The organism is Anabaena sp. PCC 7108 (assembly GCF_000332135.1).
Lineage (GTDB): Bacteria > Cyanobacteriota > Cyanobacteriia > Cyanobacteriales > Nostocaceae > Anabaena.
On the sequence record NZ_KB235896.1, the window covers coordinates 3,593,228 to 3,616,036 of the forward strand.

Consider the following 22,809-nt stretch of genomic DNA (forward strand, 5'->3'; position numbering starts at 1 on the left):
CGCCAAAGGCGAGGCTGCGCCAACGCGCAGCGTCCCCACTAAAAGAAAGTTTTATCCAGATTTGGTTTGAGACAAATTGCCAAAAAAGTCATAATAATCCAAAGCTTCCAAAATGCCCCAAGCATAATGCCCCTGAGCAAAATAAATCTGTGGACAGCCTCGCAGCTTTTCAATTTCTTGGCTGTAATTCCCTACTACAACGGCTAATGTATTACCCGCCAGCATAGATTCATCATTACCTGATGCCCCTGCCACCAAGAACCGTTGAACAGGTAAACCCCATTTCAAAGCCGCATAACGAATTGCATCTCCCTTAGAAGCGCGAATAGGAACTAAGTCAAGATACATATTACGGCTATAAATGCCTTTAACAGGAAGTTGATGGCGACGTAAATGACGGATAATTTCTCTGAAACTAGGCGATTTTTCTTCATCCACAAAATAGCTGATTTTAAATTTACCTTGAGCTTCTTGTGGCTGTAATTCAACTCCCGGAATATCCTTCATCGCTTCATGAATGATATTGGATTTCCAATTATAACCAATGTGTTTTTGCCAACTTGTGTCTAGTACAACCTGAGGTCCATAGTAGATTTCAGTACCTGCTGATGTAATTAGCAAATCCGGCATTGGAAATCGCCATTTCTCCAACATACTCAAGGTACTTTTGAGGCTGCGACCTGTTGCAATACCAACTCCTGTTGTATTGCCCTCATTCTCAATTCGCGCAATTAACTGTTGCAAGGCTTCTTCATCACCTAATAATGTGTTATCTATTTCACATACGAGGAAACGATCAGCAATTGGTAGGTGGTTTCTCTCAGGTATATTCCAATCTGGATGGTCGGTTGCTGGAGATGCACTCAGGGGACTCAGTAGAGATTGAACTCGTCGTTGAGGAAATAAATGCACTTGCTCCAGATATTGTTCTACGTGACTATCCCAGGAGAAATGTTTGCAGACATTAACCAAGCCATTGCTAGACCAGCGTTGCCATTTTTCAGTATCTGTCAGAGCAGTTCGCAAAGCATCTTGTATTTCTTGAATATTCAGAGGATCAATCAGTAGCCCATTCTTGCAAGCTGAGAGGATATCCCTTGGACCACCGTCAGCAGTAGCAATAATGGGGACACCACAAGCACTTGCTTCAATTAGAGTTAGCCCAAATGGTTCGGTCAATGCGGGATTGATGAAAACTCCTCGTGTTTGAGCAGACAATCGATATAAATCGGGGACATCGTCAGCATTATGATGTTTGGGATAAGCGATATGACCATAAAGATCATAGCGATCTATTAATTGCAATATCTCGATAAATACCTGGCGTGGTCCTGATTCCATCGTCATGATATCCTCGCGTTTGCCTAGTATAATTACCAGGTTAGCCAAGTTACGCAGTTCAGGATCTTCGCCATAAGCTTTTATGAGACTACTCACATTTTTACGAATAGCCGGGCGAGAAATTGCCATGATGATCGGCTTTTGTGGCTCTTTAAGAAAACGCTCTAATTCCTTTTGAATCGGTGGTTGCTGCCAATTATCTGCTGCTGGATAGAAACGCTCTAGAGTTACACCTGGAGGTATTACCACCATTCTTTGTGGTTGATAGTGGTCATAAATGCTGTACTGCTGCTCAACTTCTTGATGAGTACTAGCTATCACTAGGGCTGCACTACCAAGGGTAGTTTCCTCTGCTTCAATTCGCGTACTGATATGAAAGTGATCTTCAATGGTTTCTTGTTTTGTTCCCTGTTCTAGTAATCGTTGCTGCTTAACACGTCCGAGGGAGTGACCCGTATGTACAAGGGGCGTTCCTAACCAGCCAGCAACTCGACAACCTACATAGCCAGCATCAGCATAATGTGTATGAATCACATTTGGTATTTTTCCGACTTTGCGAATGTGTCTAAGCAATTCATCTGCAAAGGTATCTAAATGCGGCCAGAGAACTTCTTTGCGGAGATAGCGGCGAGGACCACAGGCAAGACGAATAATTTGGGCTTTGTCTGAGAGAATTTCTATTGGTTGAGCATAGTCAGAACTCACTTTTGGGTCATTTACCAACCGAGTGACTAAATCAACTCTTTCTACTTCTGGGTTTTTGGCTAATGTGCAAGCAAGCTCCACTACATATTTTGTTTGTCCACCAGTGTCAGCATCTCTTCCTAACTCTAGATTGTTACCACGAATTAAACCATGAACACTAACAAGTAAAATGTATAACCCTGGATTTTGTGACATCTTGTCTTCCTCCATAATTAATCGTATTGCAGGCTATGTATAACCTTTTTATACTGAATGGACTTGACTGTTATAAGTGAAACATCCATCATACAGGCAGGTTGAGCAGTTTAACATCCTAAGGACGAAATATCTGGTTAAATTGGGATTTATACAACAATTTTCCGAAACTACTGATTTTTCGCAGTGCGTTCAAATAGTTGATCTAAAATTTGTAGACTTAGTGCTTTTTCTAACAGCCCACGAAATAAAATTTTTGTTTTACTGAGCGATTTATCGCTTTTTTGCTAGGTTTGATAGGACTAAAGCCCTTACTACTTACAGCGAATCTCAGCGCTTACCTCTGTAAACCTCTGCGTTTAAAAACCTCCCGCACCTCCACCCCATGAGAATCCTCAAACCTTGATAAATCAAAGATGATAGATAGTGAGTACAATATTAATATTAATATAGATAGGATATTTACTACCTGCTAATCTTTAAAATATTGGCTATAAGTCGTCATAATTCATAATTAATAATTTGCAATTAATAAAAATGTAGGAAATAGCACAAATTCACTTCCTGAGTTTAGCTATTTACAATGCTTATCTTTTTGGTTTCTCTGCATACAGTTTAAACAACCAGAAAAGACACAGGAAGAAAAATCATGAACAAATATTATGCCACAATTGATGGTAATGAAGCCGTTGCGCGTGTAGCTTATAAATTAAATGAAGTAATTGCTATTTATCCTATCACCCCATCTTCAGCAATGGGTGAATGGGCTGATGCTTGGATGTCGGAAAATAAACCAAATCTTTGGGGTACTGTTCCCAGTGTCACCCAAATGCAAAGTGAAGGAGGAGCAATTGCTGCGGTACATGGGGCATTACAAACAGGGGCATTAAGTACAACTTTCACTGCTTCCCAAGGTTTGTTATTAATGATTCCCAATTTATACAAAATTGCGGGAGAATTAACAAGTTTTGTCCTTCATGTTTCTGCCCGATCTTTAGCTACACACGCCTTATCTATTTTCGGTGATCATAGTGATGTTATGGCTGCCAGAGCGACTGGCTTCGCTTTTTTATGTTCAGCTTCTGTCCAAGAAAGTCATGATTTTGCTTTAATCTCTCATGCTGCAACCCTAGAAACAAGAGTACCATTTATGCACTTTTTTGATGGGTTTAGAACATCCCATGAAGTGCAGAAAGTTGAGTTATTATCAGATGAAGATTTACAAGCACTTATTGCTTTTGAATTAATATCTGCACATCGTCAACGCTGTTTAACTCCAGATAAACCAGTATTACGAGGAACAGCCCAAAACCCCGATGTTTATTTTCAATCTCGTGAAGGTGCAAACCCTTATTATCACCATTGTGCTGATATTGTCCAAAAGATTATGGATAAATTTGGGGAACGCACAGGTAGATATTACAAACTCTATGAATATCATGGCGCACCAGATGCAGAAAGAGTAATTGTGATTATGGGTTCTGGTTGTGAAACTGTTCATGAAACCGTAGATTATTTAAATAACCAAGGGGAAAAAGTTGGAGTTGTTAAAGTGCGACTTTTTCGCCCTTTTGATGTAGCTAGATTTATAGAAGCATTACCAAATAGTGTTAAATCTATTGCTGTTCTTGACAGAACTAAAGAAGCGGGAAGCGCCGGAGAACCATTATATTTAGATGTGGTGACAGCTATTTATGAAGGCTGGAAAAAAACCACATTTCCAAAAATAGTGGGTGGTAGATATGGACTTTCTTCTAAAGAATTTACTCCAGCAATGGTGAAGAGTATTTTTGATAATCTCACTCAAATTAAACCAAAAAATCATTTTACTATTGGTATTAAGGATGATGTCAGTTTCACTTCTTTGAATTTTGATCCCAATTTCTCTACAGAACCAGATCATGTAGTTCGCGCTATGTTTTATGGTTTGGGTTCAGATGGTACAGTTGGTGCAAATAAGAACTCTATCAAAATTATCGGTGAAGGTACAGAAAATAACGCCCAAGGTTACTTTGTTTATGATTCCAAAAAATCTGGTTCCATGACAGTTTCTCACCTGCGTTTTGGAACTGGAAAAATTCGTTCAACTTATTTGATAGATAAAGCTAATTTCATCGGTTGTCATCATTGGGGATTTGTGGAAAGTATTGATATTTTAAAAGCTGCTGCACCGGGGGCAACTTTGCTGTTAAATAGTCCTTATGATGCAGATACAGTTTGGGAAAATCTACCACCAAAAGTCCAAAAACAAATCATCAACAAAAATCTGAAAGTTTACACTATTAACGCCAGTCAAGTTGCAAAAAATAGTGGCATGGGCAGAAGAATTAATACTATCATGCAGGTATGTTTCTTTGCTTTAGCAGGAGTTTTACCAGAAAAAGAAGCAATTGCTAAAATCAAACAAGCCATAGAAAAAACCTATGGTAAAAAAGGTGCAGAAATCGTCCGTATGAACCTACAAGCTGTAGATAATACTCTAGAAAATCTGCATGAAATCGAAATTCCCAAAAAGGAGAATTACCAATTACCAATCACCAATCACCAATTACCAATCATCAAACCCGAATTTGTAGAGAATGTTCTTGGGAAAATCATGGTCTGGGAAGGTGATGATTTACCTGTCAGTGCTTTACCTGCTGACGGAACTTTCCCCAGTGGAACTGCGAAATGGGAAAAACGCAACGTTGCGGAAGAAATTCCCGTTTGGGAGGCTGATGTCTGCGTACAATGTGGTAAATGTGTGATGGTATGTCCTCACGCTGCTATTCGTGCGAAAGCTTATCAACCTGGAGAGTTAATCAACGCACCTATCACTTTCAAATCAATTAACGCCAAAGATAAGGATTTTGCTAACCAGAAATTTACGATTCAGGTAGCCCCAGAAGACTGTACAGGCTGCGAAATTTGCGTGAGTGTCTGTCCTGCAAAAAACAAAGCAGAACCCACCCGTAAGGCTATTAATATGAGTCTGCAATTACCTTTGCGGGAACAAGAACGGGAGAATTGGAACTTCTTTTTGAGTTTACCAAATCCAGACCGGAGGACGTTGAAATTAAACCAAATTCGTCAGCAGCAACTTCAAGAACCCTTGTTTGAATTTTCTGGGGCTTGTGCTGGGTGCGGAGAAACGCCCTACCTTAAATTATTAACACAATTATTTGGCGATCGCTCACTCATTGCCAACGCCACAGGTTGTTCTTCCATTTACGGGGGAAATTTACCCACCACACCTTGGAGTCAAAACGCTGACGGAAGAGGTCCGTCCTGGTCTAATAGTTTATTTGAAGATAACGCCGAATTCGGTTTTGGTTATCGTCTATCTATAGACAAACAAGCAGAATTTGCAGGGGAATTATTGTCGCAATTCAGCAGTGAAATTGGCGATAATTTAGTTAATGAAATTCTCCAAGCTGAACAAAAAACCGAAGCTGATATTTGGGAACAACGGGAAAGAATTGTCATTCTCAAACACAAATTAGATGAGATTGCGGAAACTACAAAAGACGCAAATCTAAAATCCAAAATCCAAAATCTAAAATCCTTAGCTGATTATTTAGTCAAGAAAAGTGTGTGGATAGTTGGGGGTGATGGTTGGGCTTATGATATAGACTTTGGTGGAATTGATCATGTCCTTTCTACAGGCCGTAATGTCAACATTTTGGTCATGGATACAGAAGTTTATTCTAACACAGGTGGACAATCTTCTAAAGCCACACCAAAAGCCGCAGTTGCTAAATATGCGACTGGTGGAAAACCAGCACCAAAGAAAGATTTGGGTTTAATGGCCATGACTTATGGTAATGTTTATGTGGCGAGTGTGGCATTAGGTGCGCGAGATGAACATACACTCAAAGCATTTTTAGAAGCGGAAGCTTTTGATGGTCCATCAATTATAATTGCCTACAGTCATTGTATTGCTCATGGTATTGATATGACCACTGGTTTACAACAGCAAAAGGCTTTAGTAGACGCAGGAAGATGGTTATTATATCGCTACAATCCGGCATTACAATCACAGGGAAAAAATCCCTTACAATTGGATATGAAAGCGCCTTCTGAATCGGTGGAAAAGTCAATGTATCAAGAGAACCGATTTAAGATGTTGACGAAAAGTAAACCAGAAGTGGCGAAGTTGTTGCTAGAACAAGCGCAAATGGAAGTTAACGCAAGATGGGAAATGTATCAATATTTGGCGAATAGGTAATTATCACGAGATTGTAGGTTGGGTTGACGCAAGGAAACCCAACATTACCAACATCAATTATATAATTTCTGTAAAAGTTCTTGATAAGTGACAATTTCAGTATTTTCAAATTTTGCAATCACTAATAAATCTTGATCACCTGTAATTAAAAAATTAGCATCACTATCTTTTGCTAGTGCTAAAAGATAATTATCCTTCGCATCTCGACATATAAAAACTTCTGATGTTATATTTATAAATACACCGATAGTCTGTAAAAGTTGAATTAATTCGTGGACTTTGTGAGACGGGAAATATTTTTGTAACTTAGGACGTTGAGTTACTAAAGTAATCTCTTCTAATATTTGCTCAGAAATTACTACTTGAATTGTTTCTTGAACTAAAAGATTTTTTAATTCTTTCAATTCCTTACCAATCAAAAAACTAATCCAAAGATTAGTATCAATAATTATCTTAACTGTTGTGTTTTCTAGCATAAATTTGAGAACGGACAATTTCAACTTCTTCCGTAATTTCCTCTAATGACAATTCATCAGTTTGAAATATTTCTAATAACTCTGTTAATTTATTATTCAAGGTTTCTTTTTCTAGTTCTTTACTAAGTAATAATTTTTCAGAGTCAGAAAGTTGTTTAACTAAGGTAAGAATCTGATCAAATGTCAAAGGAAGTTGATAGATATTTTGTAACATAGTGGCAATTATCCTGTTTTAATACATTATTCATTTATTTTCATTTTATATAGTTCTATTATAGCAAGATTTTTTAAATCAACGTCTAAATCAGTTTCATCATAATGAATATGAGTGTTTCTCATAGCCAATTCATTTTAAAATTGCAGTAAGGGCATTTTAGCGAGTTGGGATGCTTTACCGATACTAATTTTTTTACTTTGAAATAAGAGGATAATCAATTCTAAAACTAATTCTTTTTCTGATAATCCACTTGCTTGGACAATATCTTCGGAAATGACTAAGCTCATTGTGATCCTTCTGTTGAAATAACTTTAGATTAATTATAACTTAACAGATTTTATTGATCGCTAAAACCCACGTTGAGAAACTACAGGTTTTTTGGAAATATTACAGGTGTAGGAAGATTTGATAGAGGGTAGGCGAATCCAACCTACCCCTGAAAAATACTTATTTCTTCGCAATTATCCAAACTGCGTGAATGATTCCCGGAAGATATCCGCACAAAGTCAAAACTATATTAATCCAAAAGTCTAGACCAAAACCAACTTGTAGAAATACTCCTAAAGGTGGCAGAAAAACCGCGCATAAAATCCGTACTAAATCCATTTCAGCCTCCTGTTAATCTCAAAGATAAACTCACATCTTACAACTATAATTCCTGAAAAGATACGGGAAACCGTACTCTTCAACCACCGCTAATTTTGGCTTTGTAACCAAGTTTGACCAAAATCTCTAAAATCTTCTGTTTATGGTCTCCCTGAACTTCAATTTCGTCATCTTTCACAGTTCCACCTGTACCGCATTGGGCTTTCAACTGTTTTAATAAAGCAGCCAAAGTTTCGGGTTTAGTTTGAAAACCAGTAATGACTGTGACAGTTTTACCTTTGCGTCCAGCACGTGTGGCTTGGATTCTCACATTTTGCTGATTTGGGGGTAAATCTTGGATTCCGCGTTCTACAGCGCGTTCGAGTGCGGGTGAACTACCGTTACCAAATTCTTGGTAGACAAAGCGTTTGTCAGATTTGGGATTAGAAGCCATAAAATTTAATGCAGATCAATATAGACTTGGGACATTCTAATTTTATAGACAAATATCTTTTACTTTCACCTTCAAAACTCTCTTTGCACCTCTGCGCGACGGACACTTTGCACAAGTCGGGAAACCTACCCAAGCAAGTGTCCTCCTCTGGTTCTTTCTCATTCCACCAGCCAAGAAAACACCATCCCCACACCTGTAAATGCTAAAATCAATGACTTGAATAATAAAGAGAAGAATTATTTATGGCATCCATCCGCGAGTTGCACGAACAGCTAGTAAAAAAAGAACGTTCTGCCGTTGAAATTACCCAAGAAGCCCTAGATCGCATTCAAGCATTAGAACCAAAATTGCACAGTTTCTTAACTGTCACGGCACAACAGGCTTTAGAACAGGCTCGTACTGTGGATGCAAAAATCGCCGCTGGGGAAGAAATTGGTATCTTAGCAGGAATTCCCATTGGTGTAAAAGATAATATGTGTACCAAGGGAATTCGCACCACTTGCGGCTCGAAAATTTTAGAAAATTTTATCCCCCCTTATGAATCAACGGTAACACAAAAACTAGCCCAAGCTGGGGCAGTAACGGTTGGTAAAACCAATTTAGACGAGTTTGCAATGGGAAGTTCTACAGAGAACTCTGCTTATCAAGTTACGGCTAATCCTTGGGATTTATCACGGGTTCCCGGTGGTTCTTCTGGAGGTTCGGCTGCGGCTGTTGCGGCTGAGGAATGTGTTGTATCGCTGGGTTCTGATACGGGGGGTTCGATTCGTCAACCGGCTTCTTTTTGTGGTGTGGTGGGGATGAAACCAACTTATGGGTTAGTTTCCCGTTATGGTTTGGTAGCTTATGCTTCCTCTTTGGATCAAATTGGTCCCTTTGCTCGCAGTGTGGAAGATGCGGCGATTTTATTAAATGCGATCGCAGGTTATGATCCTCAAGACTCCACCAGTTTAAAAGTCGAAATTCCTGATTACACCGCCAATTTAACACCAGATTTAGAAGGTAAAAAACTCAAAATAGGCGTAATTAAAGAAACCTTTGGTGAAGGTTTAGATTCTGAAGTAGAAGCATCTGTAAAAAGTGCGATCGCTCAACTAGAAAGTTTAGGTGCAGAAATTCATTATATTTCCTGTCCCCGCTTCCGTTATGGCGTACCCAGCTACTATATCATCGCCCCATCGGAAGCATCTGCGAATTTAGCTCGTTACGACGGCGTTAAATACGGTTTGCGTTCTCCAGATGCAGACAATTTACTTTCCATGTACACCCGTACACGCTCCACCGGATTTGGTGCAGAAGTCAAACGCCGGATTATGATTGGTACTTATGCTCTTAGTGCAGGTTATTACGACGCATATTATTTACAAGCCCAAAAAGTCCGCACATTAATTAAAGAAGACTTTGAAAACGCCTTTGCACAAGTTGATGTTTTAGTTTCTCCTACTGCACCCACCACAGCATTTCAAGCCGGTGAAAAAATCACTGATCCCTTGAGTATGTATTTAAATGACTTGATGACTATTCCCGTCAATCTTGCCGGTTTACCTGGTATCAGTGTCCCCTGTGGTTTTGACAGCAAAGGTCTACCAATTGGATTACAGCTAATTGGTAAAGTTCTCAGAGAAGACCAATTATTACAAGTAGCCTATGCTTATGAACAATCAACTAATTGGCATCTTCAAACCGCAAAAATAGCTTAACAGGTATAAGTTGTCAGTGGTTTGTGGCTAATTAGAACATACCTATGGCAAACTCCCCATCAGCGGTTATACGAACAAGCTTCTAAGCAGGTAGACTTAGTTTGTGTAGCCGCAATTTCTATTGATCCAGTGTTATTATTTGCCATTTGGTACATGAATATAAGAACTACCAAGGTGGTCAAGACATTAACTGATCATAATACTTAGACACAAATAGACTTTCAACCCTGTTAATACTCACCTGCTATCATTACGAGTATTTGCCATTAATAGCAGAAAATGATACCTAATAATCCGGATGAGTCAGCCATATCTAGAAGAACTGACACAGGTAAAACCATTTTTGGCTCTAGGACAGGGAGATACTTAGATCATGACTATGGCATCTGCATACTTATTCAAGATTCCTGGCAATCCTACTATTCAAATTAGTCAAGATGAATTGCGATCGCTTCTGACTAACATCGAAGCTGAACTACATCGTAGTCAAGTTTACAACCGTGCGGTCGCTAACTTACAAAAATTGCTTGGCTCATCAAATGAACAAGCCCGACTTTTATTTAAAGCTGTAGGTAGAGAAGCAATTACTTTAGCATTTAAGCAATTCGCACGACAGCATAAGTTAGATGCAAATATCAATTCACCTACAAATAATACTGAGTCACAAAATGTAGATTTAGAACAATCTAGCAACTTGCCACAAAGTAGCGAAAGTATTAAATTAGACTCAAAATTGGAGTTGGTAAATACTAGCCAAGAAAATTTACCATCACAACCTCAATCTCATGTATTAGAAAATACAGAACAGGAAAGTCATCGTCCAAAGCACAATCCAATCAAGTGGTCTTGGCCACATCAAAAACTAGGAAAAATTAAATTAGCTGATCAAATAGCGGCAGAAAAGCGGTTAGAAAGCCTACGTCAAATCGGTGAACAACTCAAGCAAGCAAGGGAGTCACAAGGTCTGACTCTGCAAAAACTGCATATCTATACCCATATATCAATTCATCAAATGGAAGCAGTGGAAAATGCTAATTTTGATTTATTGCCAGAGGATGTTCTCATTCGTGGTTTTATCCGTGTCATGGGCAATGCTTTGGGGATAAACGGTATAATTTTAGCTGCTTCCTTACCCATGTCTAATCAAGCTAAATCAGTTTTGCCCTCTTGGTATCACGTCAAAAAATCCGTTAGCATATTGGACTTAGAAATCCGCCCCGTACATTTGTACATGGGATATACAGCCCTTGTCGCTGGGGCTATTGGAGGATTATCATTCATGACTCAGCAATCACAAAATAATTCTGTATTAAATTCAGAAATAATTATTCCTACTACCTCATCACTATGTCAGTCCACTCAAAAAACTCAAGCAAATATTAAGCCCGGTATCAACTCTAGTAGTACTGGTGTCTGTGTGGGATCTGATATTTCTCCACCAGAGGCTTTTTAGCTATAGTAGTTCTCATGTCCACTTACAGCAATTTTAAAAATTACGGAGATAGATAATTACTCTCTCAGGATTCTCTTAACACATATCCCACACCCCGCACCGTTTGAATCAGACGCTTGAGACCATTTTCTTCAATTTTTAACCGCAAGTAGCGAATGTATACTTCAATCACATTTGATTCACCCATAAAGTCGTAGCCCCAGACATTTTCTAAAATTTGTTCGCGGGTTAATACTTCACGAGGATGTTCCATTAAGAACTTTAATAGTTCAAATTCCTTCATTGTCAAGTCAATCGCTCTACCATTGTGGATAGCGCGACGGGTTCCTATATCTAAAACCAGCTCGCCAAAGCGTAATTGCTCTGTAGTATCAACATCAGGTTTAAGATAGAGGCGAATCAACTTCAAAAAATCTTCCGCGCGATAAGGTTTAAGAATGTAATCGTCGGCACCTGCTTCTAGACAAGCTACTCGGTCATCAACGGTATCCCTAGCCATTAAAATTAGCACAGGGGAACAGTTACCCATGGTGCGAAGATTTCTACACAAAGATAGTCCGGATTCTCCTGTCAGCATTCTGTCTATAACTATTAAAGCCGGTTGGCGATGGTTATGACTACCGTCGGTATCACGGCAGTGTTCTAAACCGCTAACCGCATCATGAGCCAAAATGGCATCATAGCCAGCTTCTTGTAAATCAAAAGCTAGTTGATTACCTAGACTTTCATCGGGTTCGATCACCAAAACACAAGGACTGTGAGCAAGTATCATATTAATGGGTAATTGGTAATTGGTAATTGGTAATTGGTAATTAGTAATTAATTGGTAATATGAGTTATAACCTATTACCCTCTTACTGAATATTTCACACAATACTAACTCAAGTTATTAATTTTCCGATTACACCTGTATACAAAGTACCGCCACTAAATCAGAACAATAATAATTTTTGCTCAAGTGCTGTCATACATAGAGCAACACGGGTATTGATGTCTTCTTGCTCAAATTCATCAACACCCAATTTCACTTTCAGGTGTTGGACTTGATTCTGCACAGCCCTAAGTGATATGTGAAGACGATGCGCTATGGCTTGATCTGTCAAGGATTCATCACATAACAGCCTGAGAACTTCCAACTCTTTCTCATTCAAGTTTAACTCTTGACGTAACTCTCTAGGAAGTTTCAATTCTCCATTCAGCGCACTTTCAACACCCTGTAAAAAATATTTGCGTCGTTCCATCTTATTTACCACCACAAACCCACCACAGTGGTGATTAATAGATTTGACAAGTTTGATCATCCAAGCTGGTTCACTGCTATAGATAAGAATATTTAAAGAAGTATAAGTATCAATAATTAACTCTAACAGTTCTAAAGAAGATTTAGCCGATTGAGAGCCAGAAGGTAAAGCAAATTGTAAATCAAGGACAATTAAATCTGGTGTTTCTATTTTTAGACGTTGTATTGCTTCTTGGGGAGTAGAAGCAATGACACATATAGCAGAAGAGTCGAATTTTGTCAAAAAATCACAATTGTTTTGGGCTACTTCTGGATGATCTTCTACAACGAGAAACCGCAGAGGCTTGATATTCATGTCCTGGGTGATGATTATATACGTATATTTTACATTAAGTACGTATACTTTTCACGACTTAGATCCCCGACTTCTTAAAGAAGTCGGGGATCTGATGAATATTTTTAGCGGTTTCAACGAAAACCCATATTTTGATATATAGAATCACGTAATCTATTAAGAGTTTTTGGGTCATGTCCAGCAACTACAATAAAGACTGTATCGTTTTGACAAGATATTTTTGCTCTATTATTGTTAATATCTCCTTGTAAAATGTAACCTAAATTAGAATTTCCTCCTGTTTTGAGATTAATAAAATTTGCTCTTTCTATAGCTTTATATCCTCTTTGCTGGCATTCTTGAAGACTCATATTATGCTTGACAATTCTCCATTTTATCTCAGGAGGATTTGCTGTTTCTGAAGGGGATGTATAGCCTGTCCAGTTGGGTGGTGCTGGTGGTCCACAGGTAATGTCACCAAAAGCATTCACGGTACATACACCACCTTGCCAATCCGCACATTTCATATCTCCAAATTGATTTTTAACACAATTATAGCCACATAGTTGTCGCCCAAAGTTATTAGTAATACACTGTCCTTTGGGAATTTCTTCAGCAGCAGCATAAGGTATTGGGTTACTAACTACAGTAGTTAAAGTTAAGGTTGCAATAAGATAATTGCGCCAATTATTTTTTTTCATTAAATTCATAATCAAATATTATTCCTACTCTATGTAGCTACATGGGTACAGCAGTTCTTCTTCTGATATTAAGTTACCATTATTGGTCATAATTTTACCATTGGAATAGTACCAGGTTGCTCCTTTTTCTCCTGCACGAGTTGTCATAATTTTACCATTAGAATAGTACCAGGTTGCTCCTTTTTCTCCTGCACGAGTTGTCATAATTTTACCATTAGAATAGTACCAGGTTGCTCCTTTTTCTCCTGCACGAGTTGTCATAATTTTACCATTGGAGTAATATAGAGTGTCCCCATTACCTCTTTGGGCTGCTTTGCATAACTTATATAGTTCTTTTGTTTCTAAACTACTATTTATGCCAGATTGAAAAGCACTGGAACAAGCCTGTTGTGCTTTATTTTGTGAAACACCAAGGGGAATTAGTTGGTTGATACAGTCACTTGTATCAGCCTTTGCAGATCCAGCAAAGAAGGTCAGACTAGCAACAGTTGTAACAGAGAAAAGAGTTTTTAACAATTTCATCATATTTTGTAAATAGATTTTATTAGCTATTTAGGGAGACCAGATCCCCGACTTCTTTGAGAAGTCGGGGATCTGAAAGAATACTAAAGATAACATCTTATAGTCAAAGCTTATGCCGCAAAGACAGATTTCTCTACAAATTGGGAACTTTTATCATGTTTATAATCGAGGAAATAATCGCCAAGCAATTTTCTTTGAGCGTGAGAACTATATTTATTTTCTCCGATTGGTAAGGGAACATCTCATCAGCAATGCAGTAGATATTGTTGCTTACTGTTTAATGCCCAATCATTATCATTTTTTGGTCTATCTAAGAGATGAAACCCTATCTGATGCCATGAAATCTCTCTCTCTTGCCTACACAAAGGCAATTAATAAGCGTTTTAATCGTTCTGGGGTACTATTTCAGGGCAGGTTTCAAAGTATTCATATTTTAGAAACTGATTATCTGATCAATCTCTCCCGTTATATTCATCTCAATCCAGTTAAAGCAGGACTGGTACAGCAACCTGGAGAATGGGAGTTTTCCAGCTATTTGGAATATGCAGGATTACGAGCAGGAACACTACCCAAAATAGGGTATATTAAAACGCAAATTGAGCAAGAGTCAGTTTACCAACAATTTTTGGCAGATCATAACCTACCTGATAGCACTGGCTTCAAAAAACTGTTGCTAGATGATTAGTCTGCGAGATAGATCCCCGACTTCTCTAAGAAGTCGGGGATCTGAATACTAGGATCGCCCAAAATCATCCTATTATCGAAAGAGCGATCGCTTAGTTACTCATTAACGATGTATGAAGCTGTAGTACCATCCCAACTCCAACCAAGCCATTCATCCCTTCCACTTCCACTCGATAGGGTTAGCCTTGACGATACTGCTCCCAAATTTCGACCATCAAAGGGACGTACATAAAGAACGGTTTTTGTTTTTGATACCCTAGAGTTTTGAGCGAAGGCGCTTGAGTTGATGGAAGGTGGTATTAGAGTAGAAGCTGTTCCTAAAATACAAGCTGATAACAGCCCAGACAAGATAAATAATTTCTTCGGTGACTTAAGATTTTTAATCATTTGCTTATTGCTCCAAAAAAAAATTACTGTGAATTGCTAAGTTATTGATTTAGATTGCGATTAACTAAGCTTTTACCGATAGTATTTTTACCCACCAAAAAAATCAATGTGTATCACCGCAGAAAAATGTGCGAACTCCCGCAAATTTATTTGCGAACTTACGAACCCATCTAAAAACCCAAATCTGATAAGTGTGAGAACATCATTTCTCCACCTGTTCAGACAGCAATTATGAAATTCCCTATCCAAACACTGCATATCATCCTCACAGCATCGTTACTGTGGGGACTCAGTACACCCGCTTTAGCTCAACAAATTTGGTCAGGAACAGGTAAAATTGTCAGTGGCGCTGGTGAAGGTGGCACAGTTGGGTTAAAATTGGAGATTACAGACAACAACGTGCAGTTTCTCTCAGGTCCCTCAAAAAATGAACCACCATTTCAGCTAAATAACACTACAAATATCAATGAAACTGTAGAAACAAAAGCCGGAACTTGGCAATTTTTCCAAACAGAGAAAGAATTAGGAATCAGCTTGTCTCAAAATAATCCCTATCGAATTATTCGCTATCGTCTATTTCCCAAACCTTAACCAGATGTTGTGGAGCAAAAGTTCGCAAATTAAATTTCTCAGTTTAGGAATCACTTGCAGTGTATTCTACAATTTCATCTTTTACCAAATTCCTGTAGTTCAGAAATTGGAATTACAACTTCAAGATACTTTCCTGAGATTGAACCAGCCAAAAACTCCACCACCAGAAATTATATTAGTCAAAATTCAACCAAAGGATTTAGCGAATCAAAAGCTATCGTTAGGAAGATTATTCTATGCAGATTTAGTTGAGCATCTTTTAGAAGCTGGTGCTTCTGTAGTCGTTTTGAACCTGCACAATGACTGGGAAAAATCACCAGAATTGGAGTACCCAATCAAAATTACTGAAACAATAAATAAACCTTTAAAAAATCTCGTGAAAAATCATAGTCAGCAAATTGTTTTAGTCACACGCACCAATTCAATTACTAATTCTAAAAAACCAAAATTTTTTATCTACAATCATCTTATTCCTTTCGATAGCGAACGACTTCAACCTTTAATACAACCTGAAACTATTCAGGGGTTTTTTGAATACGAACCTGAAGCAGAAGCACCCACACATTTAAGTAGCACGGCTCGCAGTTCTCATTTAGTTGGGAGATTCTTTCTCTCAGAAAAAATTGACGAAATTCAAACTTTTAAATCTGTTCCGCTTCTAGCTTTAGAAAAGTGGGAACATCAACAGCAAAAAGTTCAGCTTTATTCACGACTTGCTAAAATTACAACTCCCGTAGAAATCAAATTTTGGGGAAAGTCGGGAACTTTTCCTTTTCTAGAATTAACATCTATTTGTCAACCAAATAAAGACAAAAAATGTCTAGTTGTGTCTCCTCAAAAACTCTCTCAGCAAGTCCGCAATAAGGTGGTTTTTATTGGTTTTGTAGAAGCGAATAACATCCAAACAATGGCTATGTTGTCACCTTTCGGTGATAGTATGGCGGGGGTAGAAATTCAAGCCAATATCATGGCTAGTTTAATGACAGATTCATTTTTACAAATTCCCAGCCAATGGGTTGAGTTAATAATTGTTATTTTGGGAGGATTTTTAATCAGTATAGGTATTTATAATTATCAAAATTGGCGGTTATTATTCATAGTTTTCGCAATATTTAGCGGTTACTTGGGACTATGTTTAATTGTATGGAAATATAAATGGATATTATTGATTATTCAACCTTTATTTGTGTGGACAGTAACAGGAATATCTATTTTTATCTATTTGATTTTTGGACGACAAAAAGAAGTTATTGCATTACAAAACTATCAAATTACCCAACTCAAAGCGGCTGAACAAGAAGCGATTCTTTCCCGCACCCGTAAAATACTCAATCGCATTGCTGCTGATATCCATGATGGGGCTTTACAAGAATTAAAATTGGTGATGGATAAAATCGAATTAGAATCTAATTTAGATATAGATTTAATTTTAGATAAGTTGACAGCTTTAGGGCAGGAAATTAGGGATAAATTGAGCAATATTCGAGATTTAACTGAGAAAATGGCAATGAATCCAATACTTCAAAAAGGATTAGATATAGGAATAAAAACCACATTAGAAGAATTAGAAAGTTCTGGAAAATTAACGCTGAAAGTAATTACAGAAATTCAGCCTCTTCAAGAACCACAATTCAACAGTATTTGGATTGAACATAGAGAGGAAATTTACCGCTTTTTCCGTGAAGCATTGAATAATGTCATCCAACACGCTCAATTACCTCACGGTACGGCTACCCAAGTATTTGTTAGTTTAGAACAAAAGGGAGATAAATGTACTTTAGTAATAGCTAATGATGGAGTGATTTCAACATCTACTATCTATGGAAGCAAAAAAGGTGGCTATGGTACGAAAATCATGGATACTATAGCCGATGAACTTATCAATGGTGTATGGGAAATATCAACTTTACCTCATGAAGAAGTGCGAGTTACATTAAATTGGCATTTACCACCAAAGAAAACACTAACTGACAACTGACAATTAAGGCAATTCTACAGAATTGGGTTTAGCAATATGTGGTAAACCCCAACCGAGTTTTTCACGAAGAACACGGAAAAATTCTGGTGACTGGAGACGAATAAACCTAGCAGCGTATGGCGATCGCTCTAAATATACCCGATCTTCTGACATTACATAACATCCTCCATTGCCATCTACCACCATCACCAATCGCTGAATGTTGACAGGATAGATATTAACTGGTTCATTATCGGGAAACACCAAAGCCCTAGAAGCCAGGGAATGGGGACAAATTGGGACTAACTGCAATACAGGAACACCAGGAGTAATTACTGGACCACCTGCGCTTAATGCATAAGCAGTCGAACCTGTTGGGGTAGAAACAATTACACCATCAGCCGCAATATCCACAGGTGAATGTCTTCCCACCGCGATTTCAAAATGGCACATACAAGTTAAAGGTTCTCGATGTAGCACCATTTCATTTAAGCAGAGGGCTTCCCACTTCACCGCATCTCCCCGAATAACTTTGACGGTGAGCATACCTCTATCTTCAACTTCATATTCACCCGCCATCACCTGTTCTATGGCTTGGGGCAATTGGTTAAGATAAGTTTCCGTCAAAAATCCCATGTGACCAGTATTAACTGTCAGCATGGGGATACCACAAGGGGCGACTAGGCGTGATGCTGCTAATACAGTTCCATCTCCCCCTAGCACCACTGCAAATTTCATATCTGAGTCAAAGCCAGGGGGCGTAAGACCTTCAATGGGGGTGTGAAAGACAGGACTATCTGGTTGAGAATAGCCCAATATACCACCGATACTCGCAGTGATGTAAACATCCCAACCAGCAGCGGTGAGTTTGTCTTTTAGTTCAATAGCGACACTAGTCGCTATCGGTTTAATGTCGTTGTAGATAATGCCTGCTTTCGGCACACTCAAATATCCAAGTTTAGGCGATGCTTGACGTTTTTTAACTTCTCTCCGGTCTATAGACGGGGAGATTCTACAATCATGTGTAAAAATTAGGTTAAAACCTAATTTCTTTCACTTTTTGCCCCTAATTCCTACCTGAAAGTTCTGCATGATTTAAGCAGGATTTTCACGATGGTAGAGGAGTTTCACCTTGGCGTTTTAATTTTACCAGATTTTTGACAGCACCTAAGTAGAAAGGTGTTTTGCACCCATCCCAATCCCAGAAGGAGCGGGATGAACAGTTCAGTCACTGTAATAGTTACACATTTTTGACTGATGTAGTCATCAATCTTAAATTTATTGACTATTGACTATTGACTTTTGAAGATTGTTTAAAAGGAGTCTTTTTATTGTTCTGTTTTTTGGTTTTAGTTTTCTGGTAATCTAACTCCTTCAGTTTTTTCATAATTCGGCTGAAGTATTCTTGCAAATAGGTTTCTACAGTAGCCGTTTGTTCTTTGTCTAAACCAAATACTGTATATACTTCATCCATTGAGGCATTGAGGGGGGAACCACTAGCTAATACTTCAGTAAAGGCTAGTCTGTCAGCAACATTCCATCCCCACTGAAAAGACCGCAGTAAACGCTGTACGGTACGCAGTAAGCCAATGGGCATTCTTGTGACTCTGGCATCTTTTCCAGATAAGCGTTCGCAAATGCTAATAATTTCTTCTGCACTCCAAGCACGAGTACCAACAACAGGGAATGATTGCTTACGGGTTTCAGGTACACTCAAAGCACGGATAGCAAATTTAGCGATATCCTGAGTATCCATATAGGCGATTGGGGAAGATGCTCCTGTCACCCACACCGGCTGGTTTTCTAAAATAGGGATGCCATATTGACCAATTAAGCCTTGCATAAAGCCAGCTAAACGTAAAATGGTGTAGTTTAAGCCGGACTCAGTTAAGAATAGTTCTGTACAGCGCTTAATTTCCATCAGCGGTACATTGGGATACTTCTCGGCATCTAAAATCGAGAAGAAGACAAATTGTTCAACGTTAGCAGCTTTCGCAGCTTGAATTAATGCTACTTTGCCATCCCAATCCACCTGCTTAATAGTGAGTGAGTCTGTGGGGCGAGATGTAGACGCATCAATAACTGCGGTTACACCTTCTAATGCTCCCTCTAAGGTTTGGGGATAACACAAGTCACCTCTTACGAGTTCTGCACCCCATTCTTTCAGAAAAGCAGCTTTTTTGGGACTGCGAACTAAACAACGCACTTTATACCCCTCATCGATTGCACGACGAGCCACTTGTCTTCCTAAGGTGCCAGTGGCACCGACGATTAATAATGTCATGGGGTCTTTATAAATTTTAATGTTTTATGAAAAGAATCTTAACAGAATTATCCTATGTAAATAAAAATTTACATTAATTTTTAGAAAAAGGAATTGGGGATTAGGGACTGGGAACTGAAAAAATCATCTCTTCTTCCCTCTGCTCCCTGTCCCTCTGCTCCCCGCTCGTCTATTCTTCTGCACCCTGGATTTTAAGTAATAATGCACCTAAGGCCCAACCTACGAAGATTAAACCGAAGGATAATAAAGCTGCATTTAAGATTTCGCCGCCCATTTGCTGTGATTCTCCTTTGTGAATGGCTTGTTTATGTTTCCCGTTGTGGTGACTACTCGATTTGACTTGAAGGTTCAAATCTCATTTTTGCTAGTCCAGGGACTCAGGTAAACTAGGTCTAATAGAAACTCCACAAGAGGTACTTTTAGATTAGACCTGTGTGAACAATTTTAAACTACTTTAGCAGTTAATCTCCACGGGTTGGGCGGCAAATCCTTGTGCTTGTCGGAAGAGGGGTAAATTAATGACAATTACTATGAATGCGATTTAGGTAGCAAATGAATCCTTTTAAAGATAAACGTCCACGTTTGGCGCTGACGCTGGGAGATCCTGCGGGAATTGGCACAGAGGTAATTTTGAAGGCTTTAGCAGATCCGGAAGTTGGCAAAAACTGTGATCTGGTTGTGGTAAGTAGCGGGGATTTACTGTTACGTACTTACAAAAATTTAACAGCAAGTTCAGTATGTTTGGCAAATCCAGCAGAATTGTCTGTGATTGATGTGCCTACTACGGGTGAAATTATTCCCGGTGTGGGTAATGCAGCAAGTGGGACGGCGAGTTTTGCTTATATGGAATATGCCATATCTCAAACTTTAGCTGGTGAATTTGATGCTATTGTGACAGCACCGATTGCTAAATCTGCTTGGAAATCGGCTGGTTACAATTATCCTGGACAAACGGAACTTTTAGCCCAAAAGGCTGGTGTTGAGCGTTTTGGAATGTTGTTTGTAGGGCGATCGCCTTTTACTGGTTGGACAATCCGCGCTCTACTTGCTACCACACATATTCCTTTACGTCAAGTAGCTGATACTTTAACACCGCAATTATTAACTCAGAAACTTGATTTATTAGTGGAGTGTTTAGAGAGAGATTTTGGGATCAAAAATGGGAGAATTGCGATCGCAGGTTTGAATCCCCACAGCGGTGAAATGGGACAACTGGGAACCGAAGAAATAGATTGGTTAATTCCCTGGATAGAGTCAGAAAGGTGCAAGCGTCCAAATATGCAGTTAGAGGGACCAATACCACCAGATACGATGTGGGTGAAACCGGGTATTGCTTGGTATGGAAATGCTGAAATCAAAAATCCGGCTGATGGGTATTTAGCACTTTATCACGACCAAGGTTTAATTCCGGTGAAGTTGATGGCTTTTGATCGGGCTGTAAATACTACGATTGGTTTACCTTTTGTACGAACTTCCCCTGATCATGGAACAGCTTTTGATATTGCGGGTAAGGGAATTGCTGACGCGACGAGTATGAAAGAGGCGATTAATTTGGCGGTAGAATTGGTTAATCGCAGGTTGGCTGTGTAAGTTGTGGTGTGTCTTATTCACCCACCCTGAATATCTAACCTAGAGAGATGTAAGTTGTGAGGTGTAGTTTAAATACTAAACACCATGAACATCCAACCCAGAGAACTCAGGAATTACCTAAAAGTAGATGGTACAAATCCTTTTGATAATTGGTTTGATTCTCTAAGAGATAGAAAAGTCAAATCTAAAATTAGAGCCAGACTTGATAGAGTTGAAGATGTTAATTTAGGATACTGCGAATCTGTACGGTTGTTTTTAAGAAAGCCTACAGTGTAGGTTATCGGGTGTACTTTCTGACAAAAGACCCCCATGAACATCCAACCCAGAGAACTCAGGAATTACCTAAAAGTAGATGGTACAAATCCTTTTGATAATTGGTTTGATTCTCTAAGAGATAGAAAAGTCAAATCTAAAATTAGAGCCAGACTTGATAGAGTTGAAGATGGTAATTTAGGAGACTGTAAATCTGTTGGAGAAAGTGTATTTGAACTTAGAATCGACTATGGACCAGGCTACCGTATATACTTTGGACAAGAAGGGTTAAAAATTATTCTGCTCTTATGTGGTGGTGACAAAAGCACTCAAGTCCAAGATATTCGTAAAGCTAAAGAATATTGGGAAGATTATCGGAGTCAAAATGATGTCTAGAAGTACAAGCTATCACGAAAAACTAATTAAAGACTTACAAGATCCACTAGAAGCAGCAGCTTATATTGAAGTAGTTATAGAAGAAGGCGATCCAAAAATGTTAAATAAGGCGCTCAAAAATGTGATTGAGGCTCAAGGTGGAATTGATAGATTTTCCGTAGAAGTACAGCAATCTTACGAAAAATTTGCACAAATTCTTTCTGAAAAAGGAGAAATTGAATTTTATTCTTTAAGTACCTTACTTGATGCTTTAGGATTGCAGTTAGCAGTAACAGTGAAGTCAGCTTAAATTATCCGAATTATATGATCAATGACATTCCCGGCTTCATCTGTAAAATTGTGAGGGGGATATTGTAATTTTTCTGATTTTTATCTGCAAGAGAAAAATTAAAGCTTTGTATTGAGGCTTGAGTAGACACAAATTCCCTGGGTTTTGGTGGTTACAATGTACAAAAATAACATGAATTATCTAATCAAGCCTCAATAAACGTACTTAGGGAATTCAAGTATTAAAAGCAAGTTGTTAAGCAAGAACAGC

Annotated in this window: 24 protein-coding genes; 10 read left to right on the top strand and 14 right to left on the bottom strand. The window is 38.6% G+C overall.

Features of this window, described 5'->3' with window-relative positions:
• Nucleotides 1–51 precede the first annotated feature (51 nt).
• On the bottom strand, nt 52–2,241 hold the full coding sequence (locus tag ANA7108_RS0116955) for an HAD-IIB family hydrolase (protein WP_016951997.1): 2,190 nt from the start codon (nt 2,239–2,241) through the stop codon (nt 52–54).
• Nucleotides 2,242–2,890: 649 nt separating this feature from the next.
• Between ANA7108_RS0116955 and nifJ the strand changes: the two genes are divergently transcribed.
• A complete protein-coding gene (nifJ, locus tag ANA7108_RS0116960) occupies nt 2,891–6,448 on the top strand; it encodes a pyruvate:ferredoxin (flavodoxin) oxidoreductase (RefSeq protein ID WP_016951998.1) in 3,558 nt (1,185 codons plus the stop codon).
• A gap of 53 nt (nt 6,449–6,501) precedes the next feature.
• Here the strand turns inward: nifJ and ANA7108_RS0116965 are convergent, their stop codons facing one another.
• The 5 genes from ANA7108_RS0116965 to ANA7108_RS0116985 form a co-directional block, all read right to left on the bottom strand.
• On the bottom strand, nt 6,502–6,924 hold the full coding sequence (locus ANA7108_RS0116965) for a putative toxin-antitoxin system toxin component, PIN family (RefSeq protein WP_016951999.1): 423 nt from the start codon (nt 6,922–6,924) through the stop codon (nt 6,502–6,504).
• Entirely contained in the window at nt 6,902–7,138 is a 237-nt protein-coding gene (vap15, locus tag ANA7108_RS0116970) for a type II toxin-antitoxin system VapB15 family antitoxin (RefSeq protein WP_016952000.1), read from the bottom strand. Before vap15 ends, ANA7108_RS0116965 begins: the two co-directional genes overlap by 23 nt.
• A gap of 137 nt (nt 7,139–7,275) precedes the next feature.
• The gene (locus ANA7108_RS30990; RefSeq protein ID WP_016952001.1) at nt 7,276–7,428 is read right to left on the bottom strand and encodes a UPF0175 family protein; all 153 of its coding nucleotides are present in this window, start codon (nt 7,426–7,428) and stop codon (nt 7,276–7,278) included.
• Between the two features lie 160 nt (nt 7,429–7,588).
• On the bottom strand, nt 7,589–7,747 hold the full coding sequence (locus tag ANA7108_RS28970) for a YqaE/Pmp3 family membrane protein (RefSeq protein ID WP_016952002.1): 159 nt from the start codon (nt 7,745–7,747) through the stop codon (nt 7,589–7,591).
• A 79-nt stretch (nt 7,748–7,826) separates the two neighbouring features.
• On the bottom strand, nt 7,827–8,180 hold the full coding sequence (locus ANA7108_RS0116985; protein ID WP_016952003.1) for a translation initiation factor: 354 nt from the start codon (nt 8,178–8,180) through the stop codon (nt 7,827–7,829).
• Nucleotides 8,181–8,422: 242 nt separating this feature from the next.
• Between ANA7108_RS0116985 and gatA the strand changes: the two genes are divergently transcribed.
• Entirely contained in the window at nt 8,423–9,880 is a 1,458-nt protein-coding gene (gene gatA, locus ANA7108_RS0116990) for an Asp-tRNA(Asn)/Glu-tRNA(Gln) amidotransferase subunit GatA (protein WP_016952004.1), read from the top strand.
• Between the two features lie 373 nt (nt 9,881–10,253).
• Entirely contained in the window at nt 10,254–11,333 is a 1,080-nt protein-coding gene (locus tag ANA7108_RS0116995; protein ID WP_016952005.1) for a RodZ family helix-turn-helix domain-containing protein, read from the top strand.
• 64 nt (nt 11,334–11,397) lie between these two features.
• On the opposite strand, the gene nblR is transcribed toward ANA7108_RS0116995, so the two are convergent.
• The 4 genes from nblR to ANA7108_RS0117015 all read right to left on the bottom strand — a co-directional run bounded on the left by nblR (nt 11,398) and on the right by ANA7108_RS0117015 (nt 14,133).
• Nucleotides 11,398–12,105 (bottom strand): response regulator transcription factor NblR, encoded by a 708-nt coding sequence (nblR, locus tag ANA7108_RS0117000; protein ID WP_016952006.1) that lies wholly within the window; start codon nt 12,103–12,105, stop codon nt 11,398–11,400.
• 160 nt (nt 12,106–12,265) lie between these two features.
• Nucleotides 12,266–12,928, bottom strand: coding sequence for a response regulator transcription factor (locus ANA7108_RS0117005; protein ID WP_016952007.1), 663 nt, complete (start codon nt 12,926–12,928; stop codon nt 12,266–12,268).
• 113 nt (nt 12,929–13,041) lie between these two features.
• Nucleotides 13,042–13,617: a hypothetical protein gene (locus tag ANA7108_RS0117010; RefSeq protein ID WP_016952008.1), complete on the bottom strand. Its 576-nt coding sequence runs from the start codon at nt 13,615–13,617 to the stop codon at nt 13,042–13,044.
• Between the two features lie 15 nt (nt 13,618–13,632).
• Entirely contained in the window at nt 13,633–14,133 is a 501-nt protein-coding gene (locus tag ANA7108_RS0117015) for a hypothetical protein (protein WP_144052397.1), read from the bottom strand.
• 109 nt (nt 14,134–14,242) lie between these two features.
• Between ANA7108_RS0117015 and ANA7108_RS0117020 the strand changes: the two genes are divergently transcribed.
• Nucleotides 14,243–14,815, top strand: a complete 573-nt coding sequence (locus tag ANA7108_RS0117020) for a transposase (protein ID WP_016952010.1) — start codon at nt 14,243–14,245, stop codon at nt 14,813–14,815.
• Nucleotides 14,816–14,910: 95 nt separating this feature from the next.
• On the opposite strand, the gene ANA7108_RS29715 is transcribed toward ANA7108_RS0117020, so the two are convergent.
• Entirely contained in the window at nt 14,911–15,201 is a 291-nt protein-coding gene (locus ANA7108_RS29715) for a hypothetical protein (protein WP_144052398.1), read from the bottom strand.
• Nucleotides 15,202–15,432: 231 nt separating this feature from the next.
• Here ANA7108_RS29715 and ANA7108_RS0117030 point away from each other — a divergent pair, with 231 nt between their 5' ends.
• The gene (locus ANA7108_RS0117030; RefSeq protein WP_016952012.1) at nt 15,433–15,792 is read left to right on the top strand and encodes a hypothetical protein; all 360 of its coding nucleotides are present in this window, start codon (nt 15,433–15,435) and stop codon (nt 15,790–15,792) included.
• Nucleotides 15,793–15,796: 4 nt separating this feature from the next.
• Nucleotides 15,797–17,770 (top strand): CHASE2 domain-containing protein, encoded by a 1,974-nt coding sequence (locus tag ANA7108_RS0117035; protein WP_016952013.1) that lies wholly within the window; start codon nt 15,797–15,799, stop codon nt 17,768–17,770.
• A 3-nt stretch (nt 17,771–17,773) separates the two neighbouring features.
• Here ANA7108_RS0117035 and ANA7108_RS0117040 read toward each other — a convergent pair whose 3' ends face one another.
• The 3 genes from ANA7108_RS0117040 to ANA7108_RS0117050 all read right to left on the bottom strand — a co-directional run bounded on the left by ANA7108_RS0117040 (nt 17,774) and on the right by ANA7108_RS0117050 (nt 20,307).
• Nucleotides 17,774–18,691, bottom strand: a complete 918-nt coding sequence (locus ANA7108_RS0117040) for an NAD(+) kinase (protein WP_016952014.1) — start codon at nt 18,689–18,691, stop codon at nt 17,774–17,776.
• A 343-nt stretch (nt 18,692–19,034) separates the two neighbouring features.
• Nucleotides 19,035–20,033: an SDR family oxidoreductase gene (locus tag ANA7108_RS0117045; protein ID WP_016952015.1), complete on the bottom strand. Its 999-nt coding sequence runs from the start codon at nt 20,031–20,033 to the stop codon at nt 19,035–19,037.
• A gap of 169 nt (nt 20,034–20,202) precedes the next feature.
• On the bottom strand, nt 20,203–20,307 hold the full coding sequence (locus tag ANA7108_RS0117050; protein ID WP_006199111.1) for a PetM family cytochrome b6-f complex subunit 7: 105 nt from the start codon (nt 20,305–20,307) through the stop codon (nt 20,203–20,205).
• Nucleotides 20,308–20,585: 278 nt separating this feature from the next.
• Between ANA7108_RS0117050 and pdxA the strand changes: the two genes are divergently transcribed.
• From pdxA to ANA7108_RS0117070, 4 genes are all read left to right on the top strand, one after another.
• Nucleotides 20,586–21,623, top strand: coding sequence for a 4-hydroxythreonine-4-phosphate dehydrogenase PdxA (gene pdxA / locus ANA7108_RS0117055; protein ID WP_016952016.1), 1,038 nt, complete (start codon nt 20,586–20,588; stop codon nt 21,621–21,623).
• 84 nt (nt 21,624–21,707) lie between these two features.
• On the top strand, nt 21,708–21,899 hold the full coding sequence (locus tag ANA7108_RS0117060; protein WP_016952017.1) for a hypothetical protein: 192 nt from the start codon (nt 21,708–21,710) through the stop codon (nt 21,897–21,899).
• A gap of 33 nt (nt 21,900–21,932) precedes the next feature.
• Nucleotides 21,933–22,271: a type II toxin-antitoxin system RelE/ParE family toxin gene (locus ANA7108_RS0117065; RefSeq protein WP_016952018.1), complete on the top strand. Its 339-nt coding sequence runs from the start codon at nt 21,933–21,935 to the stop codon at nt 22,269–22,271.
• Nucleotides 22,264–22,560, top strand: a complete 297-nt coding sequence (locus tag ANA7108_RS0117070) for a DNA-binding protein (protein WP_016952019.1) — start codon at nt 22,264–22,266, stop codon at nt 22,558–22,560. Before ANA7108_RS0117065 ends, ANA7108_RS0117070 begins: the two co-directional genes overlap by 8 nt.
• The last annotated feature ends 249 nt before the right edge of the window (nt 22,561–22,809 follow it).

Bases quoted from the DNA above. Each gene is read 5' to 3' on its own strand.
- gatA (WP_016952004.1), top strand. From the start codon at position 8,423: ATGGCATCCATCCGCGAGTTGCACGAACAGCTAGTAAAAAAAGAACGT.
- ANA7108_RS28970 (WP_016952002.1), bottom strand. From the start codon at position 7,747: ATGGATTTAGTACGGATTTTATGCGCGGTTTTTCTGCCACCTTTAGGA.
- ANA7108_RS0117035 (WP_016952013.1), top strand. From the start codon at position 15,797: ATGTTGTGGAGCAAAAGTTCGCAAATTAAATTTCTCAGTTTAGGAATC.
- vap15 (WP_016952000.1), bottom strand. From the start codon at position 7,138: ATGTTACAAAATATCTATCAACTTCCTTTGACATTTGATCAGATTCTT.
- ANA7108_RS29715 (WP_144052398.1), bottom strand. From the start codon at position 15,201: ATGATTAAAAATCTTAAGTCACCGAAGAAATTATTTATCTTGTCTGGG.
- ANA7108_RS0116985 (WP_016952003.1), bottom strand. From the start codon at position 8,180: ATGGCTTCTAATCCCAAATCTGACAAACGCTTTGTCTACCAAGAATTT.
- pdxA (WP_016952016.1), top strand. From the start codon at position 20,586: ATGAATCCTTTTAAAGATAAACGTCCACGTTTGGCGCTGACGCTGGGA.
- ANA7108_RS0116965 (WP_016951999.1), bottom strand. From the start codon at position 6,924: ATGCTAGAAAACACAACAGTTAAGATAATTATTGATACTAATCTTTGG.
- nblR (WP_016952006.1), bottom strand. From the start codon at position 12,105: ATGATACTTGCTCACAGTCCTTGTGTTTTGGTGATCGAACCCGATGAA.
- ANA7108_RS0117060 (WP_016952017.1), top strand. From the start codon at position 21,708: ATGAACATCCAACCCAGAGAACTCAGGAATTACCTAAAAGTAGATGGT.
- nifJ (WP_016951998.1), top strand. From the start codon at position 2,891: ATGAACAAATATTATGCCACAATTGATGGTAATGAAGCCGTTGCGCGT.
- ANA7108_RS0117070 (WP_016952019.1), top strand. From the start codon at position 22,264: ATGTCTAGAAGTACAAGCTATCACGAAAAACTAATTAAAGACTTACAA.
- ANA7108_RS0117050 (WP_006199111.1), bottom strand. From the start codon at position 20,307: ATGGGCGGCGAAATCTTAAATGCAGCTTTATTATCCTTCGGTTTAATC.
- ANA7108_RS0117065 (WP_016952018.1), top strand. From the start codon at position 21,933: ATGAACATCCAACCCAGAGAACTCAGGAATTACCTAAAAGTAGATGGT.
- ANA7108_RS30990 (WP_016952001.1), bottom strand. From the start codon at position 7,428: ATGAGCTTAGTCATTTCCGAAGATATTGTCCAAGCAAGTGGATTATCA.
- ANA7108_RS0117015 (WP_144052397.1), bottom strand. From the start codon at position 14,133: ATGATGAAATTGTTAAAAACTCTTTTCTCTGTTACAACTGTTGCTAGT.
- ANA7108_RS0117005 (WP_016952007.1), bottom strand. From the start codon at position 12,928: ATGAATATCAAGCCTCTGCGGTTTCTCGTTGTAGAAGATCATCCAGAA.
- ANA7108_RS0116995 (WP_016952005.1), top strand. From the start codon at position 10,254: ATGACTATGGCATCTGCATACTTATTCAAGATTCCTGGCAATCCTACT.
- ANA7108_RS0117020 (WP_016952010.1), top strand. From the start codon at position 14,243: ATGCCGCAAAGACAGATTTCTCTACAAATTGGGAACTTTTATCATGTT.
- ANA7108_RS0117045 (WP_016952015.1), bottom strand. From the start codon at position 20,033: ATGACATTATTAATCGTCGGTGCCACTGGCACCTTAGGAAGACAAGTG.
- ANA7108_RS0117030 (WP_016952012.1), top strand. From the start codon at position 15,433: ATGAAATTCCCTATCCAAACACTGCATATCATCCTCACAGCATCGTTA.
- ANA7108_RS0117010 (WP_016952008.1), bottom strand. From the start codon at position 13,617: ATGAATTTAATGAAAAAAAATAATTGGCGCAATTATCTTATTGCAACC.
- ANA7108_RS0116955 (WP_016951997.1), bottom strand. From the start codon at position 2,241: ATGTCACAAAATCCAGGGTTATACATTTTACTTGTTAGTGTTCATGGT.